This is a genomic window from Streptomyces hyaluromycini (assembly GCF_002217755.1).
GTDB classification, from domain to species: domain Bacteria; phylum Actinomycetota; class Actinomycetes; order Streptomycetales; family Streptomycetaceae; genus Streptomyces; species Streptomyces hyaluromycini.
The window spans coordinates 1-14,921 of record NZ_BCFL01000023.1 but is presented as its reverse complement, the minus strand read 5'-3'; the positions used below and the strand labels follow the sequence as shown (position 1 = coordinate 14,921).

Genomic DNA, 14,921 nt, shown 5'->3' with positions numbered 1-14,921 from the left:
TTGTGGGCGCACGAAACCCCGGACTCCGGATCGCCCCTAGACCTCGAGCTGTTCCTCGACCCGCTTGAGCTGGTGACGGGCCATGGCGAGGTTCGAGCGCTCCTTGTCCAGAACCAGGTAGAGGAACAGCCCGTTCCCGCTGCGGCCGGTGATCAGACGGATGAGGTGATACTGCCGTTCGAGGGTGATGAGGATGTCCTCGATCCGGCTCTTGAGGCCCAGCTGTTCCATCGTGCGCACCTTGGCCCGGATGACGTCCGTGTTCCCGGCCGCGGCGATCGTCAGGTCGAGGTCCTTGCCCCCGCCCATCGTTCCCAGCGCCATGCCGCTGGTGTAGTCGACGACCGCGACTCCCAGAGCCCCCTCGACCGCGGTCATCATTTCCTTCATCGACACTTCCACGCTCGCCATGACGGCGCCTCCCCTTCGGGTGTCGGTTGCGACGGGACCGGCTCTCGACGTCCCCGTCCGATGCACGGACCGTAGGCCGAGGGGAGCGGCGCCGGGACCGCGTCTCCGTGTCTGACGCATGATGGTCGAATAGCTGCACCCTTCGTTCGTTCGAGCGACGGAAACTGGTGCGAGAGTGGGCGAAGTTGAAGCTCCGCCCCGAGGGCCGTCCGTCGGCTACCGGGGGAGCGAGAGCAGGTGCCGGCCCCAGGGGTCCAGCGCCACGAACAGGCCCGGGTCGACCAGTTCGTCGCCCGCCCGGTCGTAGCCGCTGTCGTCCAGCAGCCCGGTCAGTCGCCAGGAGCGCCCGCGCAACTCGTCCCAGGGCAGGGGAACCCGCCCCTGGGCGGGCTGCCCCGAGTAGTTGATCACCACCAGGGTGCGTTCCCGGGCGGTGGTCCAGGACCAGGCGAGCAGGTTGCGGTGGGTGTCGTTGTCCGGCCAGCCGGTGCAGTCCAGCAGCTCCCAGTCACCGTCGCGTACGGGGGCCACGGCGGCCACGAGACGGGTGTGGAAGTCGCGCAGGGACACATCGGCCGGTTCCTCGGGCCGGCGCGAGAGGAACACGGGCGGGCGCACCCGGCGGCCCTCGAACTGGCCCTCGTGCCAGAGGGTCGCGCCGGGCAGGGTGGCCACGGCCACGGCGGCCGCCCGTTCCCTGTCGCCCGGCAGGGTGGCGGCGGCCCGGGGTTCGTCGTGGTTCTCCAGGAACCGGACGAGTCCGCGCTGGTAGCCGAGACCGGCCTGCACATGGGCGCGGACGGAGCCGGCGTCCTCGTGGACCAGACGGTCGTAGAGCCGCTTGTCGTAGCAGTGGTCGAAGCCCTGCTGCTGGAGGGCCCCTTCGAGATCCCAGTACGCCTCCGCGACGAAGAGGAGACCGGGGTGGCGCTCCCGCACCCGGCGGATGACGTACGGCCAGAAGTCCAGGGCGGGGACCTGCCCCGCCCGGTCGCCCCAGGTCTTGGCGAACACGTCGTTCATCGGCAGCATCGCCATGTCGCAGCGCACGCCGTCGGCCTGGTCGCCGATCGACACCAGCGTGTCGACCGTCGCTTCCCGGAGCCGCTCGCTGAAGGCGTTCAGCTGGACCACGTCCGGCCAGGGCGGGAAGTAGGGGTCACGGCCCCGGGCGAACACCGTCCCGCCGGCCTCCAGGAACGCCTCCGGCGCGCGGGCCAGGTCGTCCGGTGTGCCCTGGACCAGGCAGTCCGGCCGTTCGGCGAGCCAGGGGTGGTCGGGGGCGACGTGATTGGGGACGTAGTCCAGGATCAGCCGTACTCCGCGCGCGGCGAGTCCGGCCCTGGCCGCGGCCAGCCCCTCCGGACCGCCGAGGGCGTCGTCGACCACGTAGTCCCTTACGCAGTACGGGGATCCGGCGATGTCGGCCTCGGTGAGGTCGGGCAGCGCCTCGCGGAAGGAGGCGAGCAACTCCTCGTTGTGCAGGGCGATCCGCAGCCCGGCCGGGCTGCGCTGCCAGACGCCCATCAGCCAGACGGTGTCGATGCCCGGCCGTGCGACCTCGTCCCAGACCTCGCCGGGAACGTCCCCGAGGGTGACAGGACGCCCGTACCGTCCGCTCAACTCGCCCAGCCACACCAGGGTGTTGATCTCGTAGATCACCGTCATGACAGCGGCTCCTCGCGCAGGGCGCCCCAGTCTCCCGCGCCGACGACATGGAACAGGGTGGCGGTGACCGCGGCAAGCCCGGTCCAGCCGGTCTGGTGGGAGGCGCCGAGACCGGCGCCGTTGTCGCCGTGGAAGTACTCGTAGAACAGGATCAGGTCCTTCCAGTGCGGGTCCTTGGCGAACTTGGGCTGGGAGCCGTGCACCGGTCGGTGGCCGTCGTCGTTGCTCAGGAAGGTCGAGGTGAGCCGGCCGGAGATCTCGCGGGCGACCTCGTACAGGTTCAGCTGCCGTCCGGAGCCGGTCGGGCACTCCACGGTGAAGCCGTCACCGTGGTAGGCGTGCAGGTTCAGCAGGGCGCGGACCAGCAGGATGTTGACCGGGAACCACACCGGGCCGCGCCAGTTGGAGTTCCCGCCGAACATGCCAGAGTCGGACTCGGCGGGCAGATAGCCGACGCCGTACGTCTCCCCGTGCACCTCGAACGTGTAGGGGTGCGCCGCATGGTGGCGGGACAGGGAGCGGATGCCGTGCGGGCCGAGGAACTCCTCCTCGTCGAGCATGCGGGCCAGGATCCGGCGCAGCCGCTCCTCGTCGAACAGCGCGAACAGGTGCCGCCCCTCCGCGCCGGACCCGAGGACGGGACGGGAGGCGACCAGGCCCTCGACGGCCGGATGCCGTCGCACGAACTCCTTTGCCCCCTCGACGAGTTCGGGGAACCGGCGGTCGGTCCAGGCGCCGACCACACTGGTCGCGACCAGCGGGATCAGACCGACCAGGGAGCGCACCCGCAGCGGGGTCGCGCTGCCGTCGGGCAGCCGCAGCACGTCGTAGAAGAAGCCGTCCTCCTCGTCCCACAGACTCGCGTTGTCCTTGCCGATGCGGTTCATGGCGACGGCGATCCACGCGAAGTGCTCGAACAGCGTCTGGGCCTGCTCGATGTACACCGGGTTGTCGGCGGCCAGCTCGACCGCGATCTCCAGCAGGTTCTGGCAGTACAGAGCCATCCAGGCGGTGCCGTCGGCCTGGTCGAGGTGGCCGCCGGTGGGCAGCGGGGCGCTGCGGTCGAAGACCCCGATGTTGTCCAGGCCGAGGAACCCGCCCTGGAAGACGTTGTTGCCGTCGACGTCCTTCCGGTTCAGCCACCAGGAGAGGTTCTTCATCAGTTTCTGGAAGGCGTTCTCCAGGAAGGCGCGGTCACCGCGGCCCGTGCGGTGCTTCTCCAGTTCGTAGACGAAGAGGACGGCCCAGGCGTGCACCGGCGGGTTGACGTCGCCGAAGTTCCACTCGTACGCCGGGATCTGGCCGTTGGGATGCAGATACAGGCGGCGCAGCAGCAGCTCCAGCTGCGACTTGGCGAAGCCGATGTCGACCATGGACAGCGCGATGGTGTGGAAGGCGAGGTCCCAGGCCGCGAACCACGGGTACTCCCAGGTGTCCGGCATCGACATGATCTCGTCGTTGACCATGTGGTACCAGGCGCTGTTGCGGACGCGCGGGTCGGCGGCGAGCGGATCGACGCCGTGCTCGGCGAGCCACCGCTCCACGTCGAGGTAGTAGTACTGCTTGCTCCACAGCATCCCGGCCAGTGCCTGCCGTACCAGCCGCCGCTCGTCCGCGCCGAGGCCGTCCGGGACGACGCCCTCGAAGAAGGAGTCGGCCTCGGCCCGGCGTGCGTCCAGCACCTGAGCGAACTCACCCCAGGGGTCGGCGAGTTCATCGCGCGTCAGACGCAGCCGGACGGTGGCGCTGTCACCGGCGGGCACGTTGAGCACATGGTGGACGGACGCCTTGGTGCCGGTGTGCCCGGGGTTGACGGCGCCGGTCTCGCCGTGGACGACGTACCGGCCGATGCCGTCCTTGACATAGGGGGTGGCGTTGGGGCTGCCGAAGATCCGCTCGTTGTCGGTGTCGTTCTCGGTGAAGAGGGTCTCCGTCTCACCCGCGAAGTACAGCCGGTGGGTGCCGAGTTCCTCGTGGTCGGCGAGGATCGCGCCGTCCGTGTGCCGCAGGCCGGGCACCGCGGTGCCGCCCGCCCACGACCAGGTGTGCCGGAACCACAGCGTCGGCAGCAGATGCAGCGTGGCCTCGTCGGGGCCGCGGTTGTGCGCGGTGATCTCGACGAGCAGGTCCTCGGGACCGGCCTTCGCGTACTCCACGAACACGTCGAAGTAGCGGTCCTCGTCGAAGACACCGGTGTCCAGCAGCTCGTACTCGAAGTCGCCGCGCCCGCGGTCACGGTTGACGGTCACGAGCTCGTCGTAGGGGAACTCCGCCTGCGGGTACTTGTAGAGGAACTTCAGGTACGAATGGGTCGGCGTCGAGTCGAGATAGAAGTAGTACTCCTTGACGTCCTCGCCGTGGTTGCCCTCGGCGTTGGTGAGGCCGAACATCCGCTCCTTGAGGATCGGGTCGCGGCCGTTCCACAGCGCGAGCGCGAAGCACAGCCGCTGCTTGTCGTCGCTGACGCCCGCGATGCCGTCCTCGCCCCAGCGGTAGGCACGGGAGCGGGCCTGGTCGTGTGTGAAGTACGACCAGGCGTCGCCGGCGGGGCTGTAGTCCTCGCGGACCGTGCCCCACTGGCGCTCACTGAGATACGGCCCCCACCGCCGCCACGGCACCCGGCCGGCGTCGGCCTCCGCCAGCCGCAGCCGCTCGGCGTCGGCCCCGCCCGTGTTCTCCGTCATGGCACGCCCTCCCTGGACACCTTCACTCGGACTCGGAGGTCTCGGACCCGGTCGCCACCATTGTGCGGCGGGCCGGGCCGTCGGAGCCCTCGACGAGCCTCTTCGGTACCGGTCTTCAGGGCGCAGGTACAGCATCCGCCCGGCTCGAACGCTCGGCCGGCGTGAACGGATGCTCAGCCCCACCGGAGGTGCGTCGGGAGATTCTCCGTTCCGACGACGTGGAACGGATTCTTTCCGTCATGGATCCGGGCGGTCCCCTCGCGGTCTCCGCTGGTCCAGTCGAGGTCCAGATGAAATTCGCAATCACATTTCCTGGTCTCGACGGCGACCAGGAAAACTTCAGGTTCGGTCGAGGAGACTACATAGGGAAATTTGACGGCAGGACTGCCATCGATGCCTGCCTTCGTTTCTACGGTTGGATTTCGGTTGTCAAGATTCACTCCGAAATATCTCGCTGTCAGGCCTCCGCATCCGCCGTCGGGGTTGTATGCGGCACCTCTGGGCGTCCTTCAGGGCGACCCGGACAACGACTCTGTCGGCGTGAACGCCGCCCTCACGTTTCACCCAGGCATCCCAGTCGTTCCATGATGGTGCAGAGGCGTGTGCATGGGGGATCACGACGGCATTGCTGCACGCGGCGTCCTCCGGCGCGTTTACCTGTGTTGTCCACGAGAACGGATTCTTGTTGCCGTCCTTGAATGCTCTGGTGCCTCCGCGGATTGCTTCGACGATCAATGGGCTCAGACTTGCGACGGTAATCGCGGAAAGCAAGGCCGAGATGCCTTTCCAGTGGCGACCCCACCAGCTCCGCGGCGTCGCGTGGGTGGTACGTGCGGTGCGCTTGGGCGGCCGTCCGGGGGGGCATGGGCTTCTCCTGCGAAGTTGGCTCTGTGCCCGTTGGCGCCCATTGCGTCGAGCCGGCGCACGAAATTCACCCGCACGCATTATTCTGGAGCCTCAGGTGGGTGCGCCGTCGCTCGGAGCAGCCGACCGGAGCAGCGCCGCTCTCATCTCAGTGGCCGGCACGACCGTGGCATCCGCGAGGCGGACCGGCGCCAGACCCGCCTGAGCGAGCCCCGCGCGCCACGAAGCCACCTGACAGTCCCTGGCAGGCCCGGGTAACCGGCCCGGCGGCGCGGGGGCCGGCCCTGGTGCCCTACTTCGCCGGTCGGCCCTGGGTGTCCGGTTGTTCGAGGTGGGTGGCGAGGACGGCGGCCTGGACGCGGCGTTGGACGCCGAGTTTGGCGAGGAGGCGGGAGATGTGGTTCTTGACGGTCTTCTCGGAGAGGTAGAGCTTCTTGCCGATCTCGCGGTTGGTGAGGCCGTCGCCGATGAGGGCGAGGATGTCGCGTTCGCGGGGGGGGGAGAGGCTCGCCAGTTCGGGGGGCGTGGACGGGGTCTCGGCGGGGTCGGCGCGGAGGGAGCGCATGAGGCGGGCGGTGGTCGCGGGGTCCAGCATGGACTGGCCCGAGGCGACCGTGCGGACCGCCGAGACCAGGTCCGAGCCCTTGATCTGCTTGAGGACGTAGCCGGAGGCTCCGGCCATGATCGCGTCGAGGAGGGCGTCCTCGTCGTCGAACGACGTCAGCATGAGGCAGGCGAGGTCGGGCATCTGGTCGCGCAGTTCGCGGCAGACGGTGATGCCGTCGCCGTCGGGGAGGCGGACGTCGAGGACGGCGACGTGCGGGCGCAGGGCGGGGCCGCGGGCGAGGGCGTGCTGGACGGTGCCGGCGTCGCCGACGACGGTGATGTCGGGTTCGGCGTCGAGCAGGTCGGTGATGCCGCGCCGGACGACCTCGTGGTCGTCGAGCAGGAAGACGCGGATCGGGTCCTGCTCCGAGAAGGTGCGTGGCTCTGCCATGACGTCCCCTTGTCCCCGGCTGCTCCCGGACGGCGGGCAGACTGCGGACTGCCCCATGAGGATCATTGTCCGCCGGCGCCGGTTGTACTAGGGCCTGTCTGACAATTCCCGTCGTCGCCCGGAGGGCGGCCTCGCGGCGTCAGGTGCGTGCTCTCGGCGTGCCGGGCGTAGGCCCTCGTACTGGACGTACTTGGGTCTGCGCCCGGTGCGGCGAGAGTGCGTGCATGGCGTCGCGAGGCAGACGGGAATTGTCAGACAGGCCCTAGGGCCGACCGGCCCCACTTGCCTCCCCGGAAGGGTCGGACGTCAGCTCGAATCCCAGCTCCGCCACCCCCTCGGACGGCGTCAGACGCTCGCGCCGGCGCCGTACGGGGCGTACAGGTCCAGCAGCCGTTTGCGGGACGCGCGCAGGCGGTGCGCGAGCACCTGGCCCACCCACTGGCTGACCGCGTTGCCCAGCACCGGATCCTCCCGGCACAGGGCCAGGACGGTCGCGGCGTCGAACTCGTAGGCGCGTACGGGCGTGGTGGCCTCGGCACCCAGGTGCCACACGGGGGGTGCGAACAGCCAGGACCAGCCGACCAGTTCATTGTGTCCGAGGCTCTCGATGACGGCGGCCCGGCGGCCCGGGACGCGCATGTCGAGTTCGATGCGGCCGGTGCGGATGATCCAGAACCGGTCGGCGTGACCGCCCTCCTCGAAGAGCCGGGTTCCCGGCGGGAAGGAGACCTCCCGGGCATGACGCATCAGCTGCCGCTGCTGATCGGCCGGCAGAGCACGGAGCATGCTGAGGGTCGACGGGACGTTCATGGCAGCCTCCCGGGACGGGACGGATGACGGGACGTGTCGCTACGAGCCGGCACCGCCAGCGTGCGGCGCCGCGGCCGGGCCGGGCATGGGCCGAACGGCCCGTCGGCCCGGGACCTTCGGTACGTCCCTGAGCCGGGGCCTTCGGGCCGGTGAGTGCCCGGCTTTCCGCACGGTCGTTCCCACCGCCGCCCTCGGCCTACCGCCCCGGCTGTGCCGCCAGCCACTCGCGGTACGCCGTCACCGCCGTCGGCAGGGTCGGGAAGATGCGGTCGTGGCCGACCGCGTCCGCGAGGCCGTACGCCTCCAGGCTGTCCAGGAGGTCCTGCTTCACCCGGGCGAGGGCGAACACGACGCCGCGCGCGGTCAGTTCGCGGCGGAGGGCGTCGACCGCGTCGAGGGCGGTGATGTCGACCTCCACGTTGGCCTCGGTGTTGAGCACGAACCAGCGGACGGGCTCCGTCTGTTCGTCGACGGAGGCCAGGGCCCGGCGGTGGAAGTTCTCGGCGTTGGCGAAGAACAGGGGCGAGTCGTAGCGGTAGACCAGGAGGCCGGGGATCGTGCGGGCGGTCGGGTAGTCGTCGATGTCGTGCATGCCGGCCACGCCCGGCACCAGGCCCTCGACCGCGTCGTGCGGGCGGGCCACCCGGGTCAGCAGTTCGGCCACCGACAGGCCGACGGCGACCAGCACGCCGTACAGGATGTCCAGGGCGAGGACCCCGGCCAGGCAGCCGAGCGCGAGGAGCAGTTCGCGGCGGCGGAAGGCGGCCAGACGGCGGAAACCGGCGAGGTCGGTCATGCGGGTCGCCGCGTAGACGACCAGGGCACCCAGCACCGCGGCGGGCGTCCGGGTGAGGAGCGGGCTGAGAAAGAGCAGGACCGCGAGGACCAGGGCCCCGGCGACCAGGGAGTACGCCTGGCTGCGCGCCCCGGCCGAGGTGGCCAGGGCGGTGCGGCTGGCGCTGCTGCTCACCGGGAAGCCGTGCAGGACGCTCGCCCCGAGGTTGGCCGCGCCGAGGGCCAGGAACTCCTGGTCGGCGTCGAGTCCGGGGCCGTCGGCGGGGCCTTTGCCGGCGAACGCGCGAGCGGTGAGGATGAAGTCCGTGTACGCCACCAGGAGGACGCCGAGCGCGGGCAGGACCAGGCGCGGCAGCTCGGTCAGGTCCGGTACGGCGAGGGCGGGCACACCCGCCGGGACCGTGCCGATGACCCGGATGCCGTAGCGGCCGTCGAGGTCGAACGCCACCACGGCCGCCGTGCCCAGGACCACGGCCAGCAGCGGGCCGGGGAGCGCCCGGAAGTACCGCGTGACGACCAGGAGAAAGAGCAGCGTCGCCGCCGCGAAGATCACGGTCGCCGACTGGGCTTCGCCCAAGTGTGTGAAGAACGACCAGAGTTGCCGGAAGAACTCGGTTCCCGCAACCGGCACTCCGGTGAGTTTGGGCAGCTGGTCCACCACCATGATCAGGGCCACGCCGGCCAGGTAGCCGATCAGGACGGGGCGGGAGAGCAGGTCCGCCAGAAAGCCCAGGCGGACCGCCCGCGCGATCAGGCAGAGCAGGCCGACCGCGGCGGCGAGGGCGGCCGCCAGCACGGCGTACCTGCCGGGGTCGCCGGTGGCGAGCGGGGCGACCACGGTGGCCGTCATCAGCGCGGTGGTCGACTCCGGGCCGACCGACAGCAGCCGTGAGGAGCCGAACACCGTGTACAGGGCCAGGGCGGGCAGGATCGCCCACAGGCCGGCGACCGGGGGCAGCCCGGCCACCCCGGCGTACGCCATGACCTGCGGCACCAGGTACGCGGCGACGGTCACCCCGGCCAGCAGGTCGCCCTTCAGCCAGGCGCGCCGGTAGCCGAGCAGCGAGACGAGTCCGGGCACGAGCCCATGCCACCCCGGTTGTCCGCCTCTGCCGTGGGTCATGCGCCGCCTCTCCTCCGGTGATCCCAGAATCCATCGGTCCCCGCCGGACCGCGAGGCACGCGCCGTGTGCACGTCCAACAGGCCTCGCGGTCAGGGCCGTTCAGCCCAACGGGTACCGACCTTCGGCACCCGGCGCGCGCGGGCCCGCGCCACCACAGTGAGGGGCGTCAGGAATCGCACGCACCGTCCCCGACGCCCCGAAGGGATTGACCGGCATGGCAATGCACGAGCCCCCGCACCGGAGCTCCGGCTTCCGCCTGCCGTCCGCCGGCCGGCCCTGGACCGCCGCCGCGACCGCCGCCGTGACCGCGGTGAGCGGCTGCTCAGAGGCTCGCCGCGTGGTCGGGGACGTAGGTCTGCAGATCCCGCGGCGGGCGTTCGTAGCCGGTCGACGACGGCCGCTTCGGGAGTTCCAGCACCGGCGGCGGCACGTCGTGGTACGGCACGGTCGACAGCAGGTGGGCCATCATGTTCAGCCGGGCCCGGCGCTTGTCGTCGCTCTCCACGAGGTACCAGGGCGCCTCGGTGACGTCGGTGTGGACCAGCATCTCGTCCTTGGCCCGGGAGTAGGCCTCCCAGTGGGTGATCGACTCCAGGTCCATCGGCGAGAGCTTCCAGCGCCGCAGCGGATCGTCGAGGCGCTTGCGGAACCGGTCCTGCTGCTCGGTGTCGCTCACCGAGAACCAGTACTTGCGCAGCAGGATCCCGGACTCCACCAGCATCCGCTCGAAGATCGGGCAGTGCCGAAGGAAGAGCTGGTACTCCTCCCTCGTACAGAAGCCCATCACGTGCTCGACGCCGGCCCGGTTGTACCAGGACCGGTCGAACAGCACGATCTCCCCGGCCGCCGGGAGATGCTCCGCGTACCGCTGGAAGTACCACTGGCCGCGCTCGCGCTCGGTGGGTTTCGGCAGCGCCGCGATCCGGGCGATACGCGGATTGAGGTGCTCGGTCACCCGTTTGATCGTGCCGCCTTTGCCGGCCGCGTCCCGCCCCTCGAAGATCACTACAAGGCGGGCGCCCGTGGCCCGCACCCACTCCTGCAGCTTCACCAACTCGGTCTGCAAGCGAAGCAATTCCGCCTCGTACACCTTGCGCGGCAGCTCCGCCGCCTTCTTGCCGGCCATGCCGCCTCCACCGCCCGATGACCTACCCATGGAGCCATCCGATGTCCAAGGTCGAACACCAGGACGCCACCGTACTGTCCGATGCGGAACTGCGCACCCTGGACGCGCACTGGCGTGCCGCCAACTACCTCGCCGCGGGTCAGATCTATCTGATGTCGAACCCGCTGCTGACCGAGCCGCTGCGCCCCGAGCACATCAAGCCCCGGCTGCTGGGCCACTGGGGCACCTCGCCGGGCCTGAACCTGGTGTACACCCACCTCAACCGGGTGATCAAAGCGCGCGGCCTGGACGCGCTGTGCGTATGGGGGCCGGGCCACGGGGGTCCGTCCGTGCTGGCCAACTCCTGGCTGGAGGGCAGTTACAGCGAGACCTACCCCGACGTGTCCCGGGACGGGGAGGGGATGGGGCGGCTGTTCCGGCAGTTCTCCTTCCCCGGCGGTGTGCCCAGCCACGTGGCCCCCGAGACGCCCGGCTCCATCCACGAGGGCGGCGAGCTCGGCTACTCCCTCGCGCACGCCTACGGCGCCGCCCTGGACAACCCGGACCTGCTGGTGGCCTGCGTGATCGGCGACGGCGAGGCGGAGACGGGGCCGCTGGCCGCGTCCTGGCACTCCAACAAGTTCCTCGACCCGGTCCACGACGGTGCCGTCCTGCCGATCCTGCACCTCAACGGCTACAAGATCGCCAACCCGACCGTCCTCTCCCGCCTCCCCGAGGCCGAACTCGACTCGCTGCTCCGGGGATACGGCCACGACCCGATTCACGTCACGGGCGACGACCCGATCGAGGTCCACCGCGCCATGGCGGTGGCGATGGACGACGCGCTGGACCGGATCGCCGTCATGCAGCGCTCGGCACGCGAGGACGGTGTCACCGAGCGCGTGCACTGGCCGGTGATCGTGCTGCGCACGCCGAAGGGGTGGACAGGCCCTGCGGAGGTGGACGGCGTGCCCGTCGAGGGCACCTGGCGGGCCCACCAGGTGCCGCTGGCCGGGGTCCGTGAGAATCCCGGGCATCTGCGGCAGCTGGAGGCGTGGCTGCGCTCGTACCGGCCCGAGGAGCTCTTCGGCCCTGACGGGAGGCCGGTCGCCGACGTGCTCGCCTGTGTCCCCGAGGGTGACCTGCGGCTGGGCGCGAGTCCGTATGCCAACGGCGGGCTGCTCGTCCGTGACCTGCCGCTGGCCGACCTCGACGAGTTCGCCGTCCCCGTCGACAAGCCGGGCACGACCCTGCATGAGCCGACCCGGGTTCTGGGCGACTTTTTGGCCCGGGTCATGAAGGACACGCGGCTGCGCCGGGACTTCCGGCTGGTCGGCCCGGACGAGACCGCCTCCAACCGGCTCCAGGCCGTCGTCGACGTCAGCGGCAAGGCCTGGCAGGCGGAGCGGCTTCCGGTGGACGAGCACCTCGAACACCACGGCCGGGTGATGGAGATCCTGTCCGAACATCTCTGCCAGGGCTGGCTGGAGGGCTATCTGCTGACCGGCCGGCACGGGTTGTTCTCCTGCTACGAGGCGTTCGTGCACATCGTCGACTCGATGGTCAACCAGCACATCAAGTGGCTGAAGACCTCAAGGCAGTTGTCCTGGCGGGCGCCCATCCCCTCCCTCAACTACCTGCTCACGTCCCATGTCTGGCGGCAGGACCACAACGGCTTCTCGCACCAGGACCCCGGTTTCGTCGACCACGTCCTCAACAAGAGCCCCGAGGTCGTCCGCGTCTACCTCCCGCCGGACGCCAACACCCTGCTCTCCGTCGCCGACCACGCGCTGCGCAGCCGGGACTACGTGAACGTGATCGTGGCGGGCAAGCAACCCTGCTTCGACTGGCTGTCCATGGACCAGGCCCGTGTCCACTGCGCCCGCGGCGCCGGGATCTGGGAGTGGGCCGGCACCGAGAACGGCTCCCGCGAGCCCGACGTCGTGCTGGCCTGTGCCGGTGACGTGCCCACCCAGGAGGTGCTGGCCGCGGCTCAGTTGTTGCGTCGTAACCTCCCCGAACTGGCCGTTCGGGTGGTCAACGTCGTCGACATGACGAGGCTGCTCCCGAAGGAGGAACACCCGCACGGGATGAGCGAGTTCGAGTACGACGGCCTGTTCACCACCGACAAGCCGGTGATCTTCGCGTACCACGGCTATCCCTGGCTGATCCACCGCCTGGCCTACCGCCGTACCGGCCACCAGAACCTGCACGTGCGCGGCTACAAGGAGTCGGGGACCACGACCACGCCGTTCGACATGGTCGTGCGCAACGACCTGGACCGCTACCGGCTGGTCATGGACGTCATCGACCGGGTCCCGGGCCTCGCCGTCCGCGCGGCCGGTGTACGCCAGCAGATGGCCGACGCCCGCACCCGCCACCAGGCCTGGATCCGCGCCCACGGCACCGACCTGCCCGAGGTCGCCGACTGGACCTGGAACGGCTGACCGCCCGGCCCCCGCCGGCCGCCGGCAGCAGGCGGGGCATGGTCAGGCAACCGCTCCTGGCGCGTCCTTGCCGGCGAGGGCCTCGGGGAGGCCGGGATACAGCTCGAAGGCGTCGCCCAGCCCCGTGCAGCGCAGCAGCCGGGGGAGGTCGTCGTCCGGTGTGACCAGCCGCAGTCTGCCGACGCGGTACCGGACCCGGTTGCGGGCCCGGCACAGGAGGCTGAGGCCGGAGCAGTCGATGAACGAGACGGGACCCAGATCGAGCACGAGATCGGGCTCCGCACCGGACGTCAGGTCGTCGAGGGCCGCGGAGAGGGCCGGAACCGCCAGGAGGTCGAGTTCGCCGTGCAGGGTGACGACGGTGGCGCCGCCGTCGGTACGGGCCGTGCGGTACGTCACGGACCTCGTGTGGTTGTCGGCCATGGACAGAGCGAAGTCCAGCAGGCGGGTCGCGCGGAAGGGCCGTTCGGCCCCCTCGGCTCCCTGGCGGCAGGACCGAACGGCCCGTCTTCGCCGTGTTCCGGCGGGCGAGGGCCCGTCCGGCGGGTGACCGGGGCCGGACGGCCCAAGCGCACCGCACCGAGCCGGGACAAGCTGGATCTGCGGGGCGCACCGGCGCCACCGGCCACGCCGTCGACACCAACGACATCGGCGACGTCGGCCTCCGGTCCCGGCAAGGAGGTGAAGGCCTTCGCCCGCCGAGACCCCGGGCAGCGCACCCCAGCGCACCTCAGCGCGTCCCGATGCGCCCGATAACTGCCGCCGGCCGGCGAAGACCGACGGCACCCCCAGCAGTACGACGTGAGAGACGTGGGAGACGAGACGGCCGATGTATGCCAACGACGGATTCCGTGAACTCGACCGGCGGGAGTGCCTGAGGCTGCTCGCCGGGGTGCCGGTCGGCCGTATCGTCCACACGCGCCGGGCGCTGCCGGCCGTGCTGCCCGTCAACTTCGGTCTGGACCGCGACGGCGCGGTGGTGCTGCGCACGTCCGAGGCCTCGGAGCTGGTGCGGGCCATCGACGGTGCCGTCGTCGCCTTCGAGGCCGACGAGGTCGACGCCGTCGCGCACGCCGGCTGGAGCGTCGTCGTGACCGGCCGCGCGACCGTGGTCGGCGACCCCGGCGAACACGAACGGCTCGTCCGTGACGGCCCCAGGTCCTGGGTGCCGTCCCCGCGGGAGGTCTTCGTCCGCATCGAGCCGGAGCTGGTCACCGGACGCGAACTGACCGGCGGCCGCTCCCAGTACGGCCTGGATCCGATCTCCTGACCTTCTGCCGTACCCCTCGCCGGATCAGGTGGCGTCAGCCTGGTCGCCCACGGTCAGGGCGATGCCCGTCACCAGATCGGGGCGGATACGGACCGTGTGTTCCATGGTCAGGTCCACCCAGGGAAGCGACAGCGCCTCGTAGCGGGCGAGTTCGAGCGGGTCGGTGACCAGGTGGGCGTAGCCGGTGACCACCACGCTCCAGCCGAGGTGGGTGACCGGGTCGATGTCGTCCGCCTCGTAGGCGACGACGACCCCCGTGCCGTGGGCCTGCCGGGTGTGCGAGGTGAGGGCCGCCCGCTCGTGGGTGCGGACGACGATGGCGCCGTCCACCAGAACATGGTTCACCGGGCGGACGGTGGGCAGCGCCTGCCGGGTGAAGACGATGCGCCCCAGCGACACGCTGCCCAGCAGCCGCAGCGCCTCGGCGCTGCCGAGCTCGATGCTCCGGCGTGCGGGCGGTGCAGCGTACGTGCGGTCGTCGTCGGCCATGGCAGGTCTCTGTGAGTCGGTGTCGGTGCCCCGGGCGGAGCGACGCCGCGGGGGATCGGTGCCGCTCCTGGGCCCAGTCTCTCCCCGCCCCCGCCCCGGAGCAGGTGCCGATGGTCACCTGTTCGGGGCCGGTCGGCCCTTCTGTCACGGGCGGCACACGGGTTACGGATGCCCCGTTCCGGGCCGGGCGCCGTCGGGTTGCGCGGGGGCGTCCGTGACTTGCCGGATCCGGGTGCCTGGCGTGGTCGGTGCCCACT

General features: G+C 70.7%; 11 protein-coding genes. 2 read left to right on the top strand and 9 right to left on the bottom strand.

Annotated features, from left to right (window positions below; genetic code table 11):
• Window positions 1-36: 36 nt before the first annotated feature.
• The 7 genes from SSP29_RS29175 to ppk2 form a co-directional block, all read right to left on the bottom strand.
• Entirely contained in the window at window positions 37-411 is a 375-nt protein-coding gene (locus SSP29_RS29175) for a roadblock/LC7 domain-containing protein (protein WP_089103828.1), read from the bottom strand.
• 216 nt (window positions 412-627) lie between these two features.
• Window positions 628-2,079 (bottom strand): alpha-amylase family glycosyl hydrolase, encoded by a 1,452-nt coding sequence (locus SSP29_RS29170; protein ID WP_089103827.1) that lies wholly within the window; start codon window positions 2,077-2,079, stop codon window positions 628-630.
• A complete protein-coding gene (locus SSP29_RS29165) occupies window positions 2,076-4,763 on the bottom strand; it encodes an MGH1-like glycoside hydrolase domain-containing protein (RefSeq protein WP_089103826.1) in 2,688 nt (895 codons plus the stop codon). The genes SSP29_RS29170 and SSP29_RS29165 overlap by 4 nt, the downstream gene beginning before the upstream one ends.
• 1,156 nt (window positions 4,764-5,919) lie before the next feature.
• Window positions 5,920-6,624 (bottom strand): response regulator, encoded by a 705-nt coding sequence (locus SSP29_RS29160; protein ID WP_089103825.1) that lies wholly within the window; start codon window positions 6,622-6,624, stop codon window positions 5,920-5,922.
• Between the two features lie 345 nt (window positions 6,625-6,969).
• Window positions 6,970-7,434, bottom strand: coding sequence for a cyclic nucleotide-binding domain-containing protein (locus SSP29_RS29150; protein ID WP_089103824.1), 465 nt, complete (start codon window positions 7,432-7,434; stop codon window positions 6,970-6,972).
• Between the two features lie 196 nt (window positions 7,435-7,630).
• On the bottom strand, window positions 7,631-9,352 hold the full coding sequence (locus tag SSP29_RS29145) for a SulP family inorganic anion transporter (RefSeq protein WP_089103823.1): 1,722 nt from the start codon (window positions 9,350-9,352) through the stop codon (window positions 7,631-7,633).
• Between the two features lie 323 nt (window positions 9,353-9,675).
• Entirely contained in the window at window positions 9,676-10,479 is an 804-nt protein-coding gene (gene ppk2, locus SSP29_RS29140; RefSeq protein WP_089103822.1) for a polyphosphate kinase 2, read from the bottom strand.
• A 41-nt stretch (window positions 10,480-10,520) separates the two neighbouring features.
• On the opposite strand from ppk2, the gene SSP29_RS29135 reads away from it, so the two are divergent.
• A complete protein-coding gene (locus tag SSP29_RS29135; RefSeq protein ID WP_089103821.1) occupies window positions 10,521-12,905 on the top strand; it encodes a phosphoketolase family protein in 2,385 nt (794 codons plus the stop codon).
• Window positions 12,906-12,947: 42 nt separating this feature from the next.
• Here the strand turns inward: SSP29_RS29135 and SSP29_RS29130 are convergent, their stop codons facing one another.
• A complete protein-coding gene (locus tag SSP29_RS29130; RefSeq protein WP_089103820.1) occupies window positions 12,948-13,328 on the bottom strand; it encodes an STAS domain-containing protein in 381 nt (126 codons plus the stop codon).
• Window positions 13,329-13,734: 406 nt separating this feature from the next.
• On the opposite strand from SSP29_RS29130, the gene SSP29_RS29125 reads away from it, so the two are divergent.
• Window positions 13,735-14,175 carry a pyridoxamine 5'-phosphate oxidase family protein gene (locus SSP29_RS29125; RefSeq protein WP_089103819.1) on the top strand — a complete coding sequence of 147 codons (441 nt, stop codon included), beginning with the start codon at window positions 13,735-13,737 and terminating at the stop codon, window positions 14,173-14,175.
• 24 nt (window positions 14,176-14,199) lie between these two features.
• Here SSP29_RS29125 and SSP29_RS29120 read toward each other — a convergent pair whose 3' ends face one another.
• Window positions 14,200-14,664 (bottom strand): pyridoxamine 5'-phosphate oxidase family protein, encoded by a 465-nt coding sequence (locus SSP29_RS29120; RefSeq protein WP_089103818.1) that lies wholly within the window; start codon window positions 14,662-14,664, stop codon window positions 14,200-14,202.
• Between the last annotated feature and the right edge of the window lie 257 nt (window positions 14,665-14,921).

Coding starts and splice junctions, on each gene's coding strand:
- SSP29_RS29175 (WP_089103828.1), bottom strand. CDS start 411: ATGGCGAGCGTGGAAGTGTCGATGAAGGAAATGATGACCGCGGTCGAG.
- SSP29_RS29170 (WP_089103827.1), bottom strand. CDS start 2,079: ATGACGGTGATCTACGAGATCAACACCCTGGTGTGGCTGGGCGAGTTG.
- SSP29_RS29165 (WP_089103826.1), bottom strand. CDS start 4,763: ATGACGGAGAACACGGGCGGGGCCGACGCCGAGCGGCTGCGGCTGGCG.
- SSP29_RS29160 (WP_089103825.1), bottom strand. CDS start 6,624: ATGGCAGAGCCACGCACCTTCTCGGAGCAGGACCCGATCCGCGTCTTC.
- SSP29_RS29150 (WP_089103824.1), bottom strand. CDS start 7,434: ATGAACGTCCCGTCGACCCTCAGCATGCTCCGTGCTCTGCCGGCCGAT.
- SSP29_RS29145 (WP_089103823.1), bottom strand. CDS start 9,352: ATGACCCACGGCAGAGGCGGACAACCGGGGTGGCATGGGCTCGTGCCC.
- ppk2 (WP_089103822.1), bottom strand. CDS start 10,479: ATGGCCGGCAAGAAGGCGGCGGAGCTGCCGCGCAAGGTGTACGAGGCG.
- SSP29_RS29135 (WP_089103821.1), top strand. CDS start 10,521: ATGTCCAAGGTCGAACACCAGGACGCCACCGTACTGTCCGATGCGGAA.
- SSP29_RS29130 (WP_089103820.1), bottom strand. CDS start 13,328: ATGGCCGACAACCACACGAGGTCCGTGACGTACCGCACGGCCCGTACC.
- SSP29_RS29125 (WP_089103819.1), top strand. CDS start 13,735: ATGTATGCCAACGACGGATTCCGTGAACTCGACCGGCGGGAGTGCCTG.
- SSP29_RS29120 (WP_089103818.1), bottom strand. CDS start 14,664: ATGGCCGACGACGACCGCACGTACGCTGCACCGCCCGCACGCCGGAGC.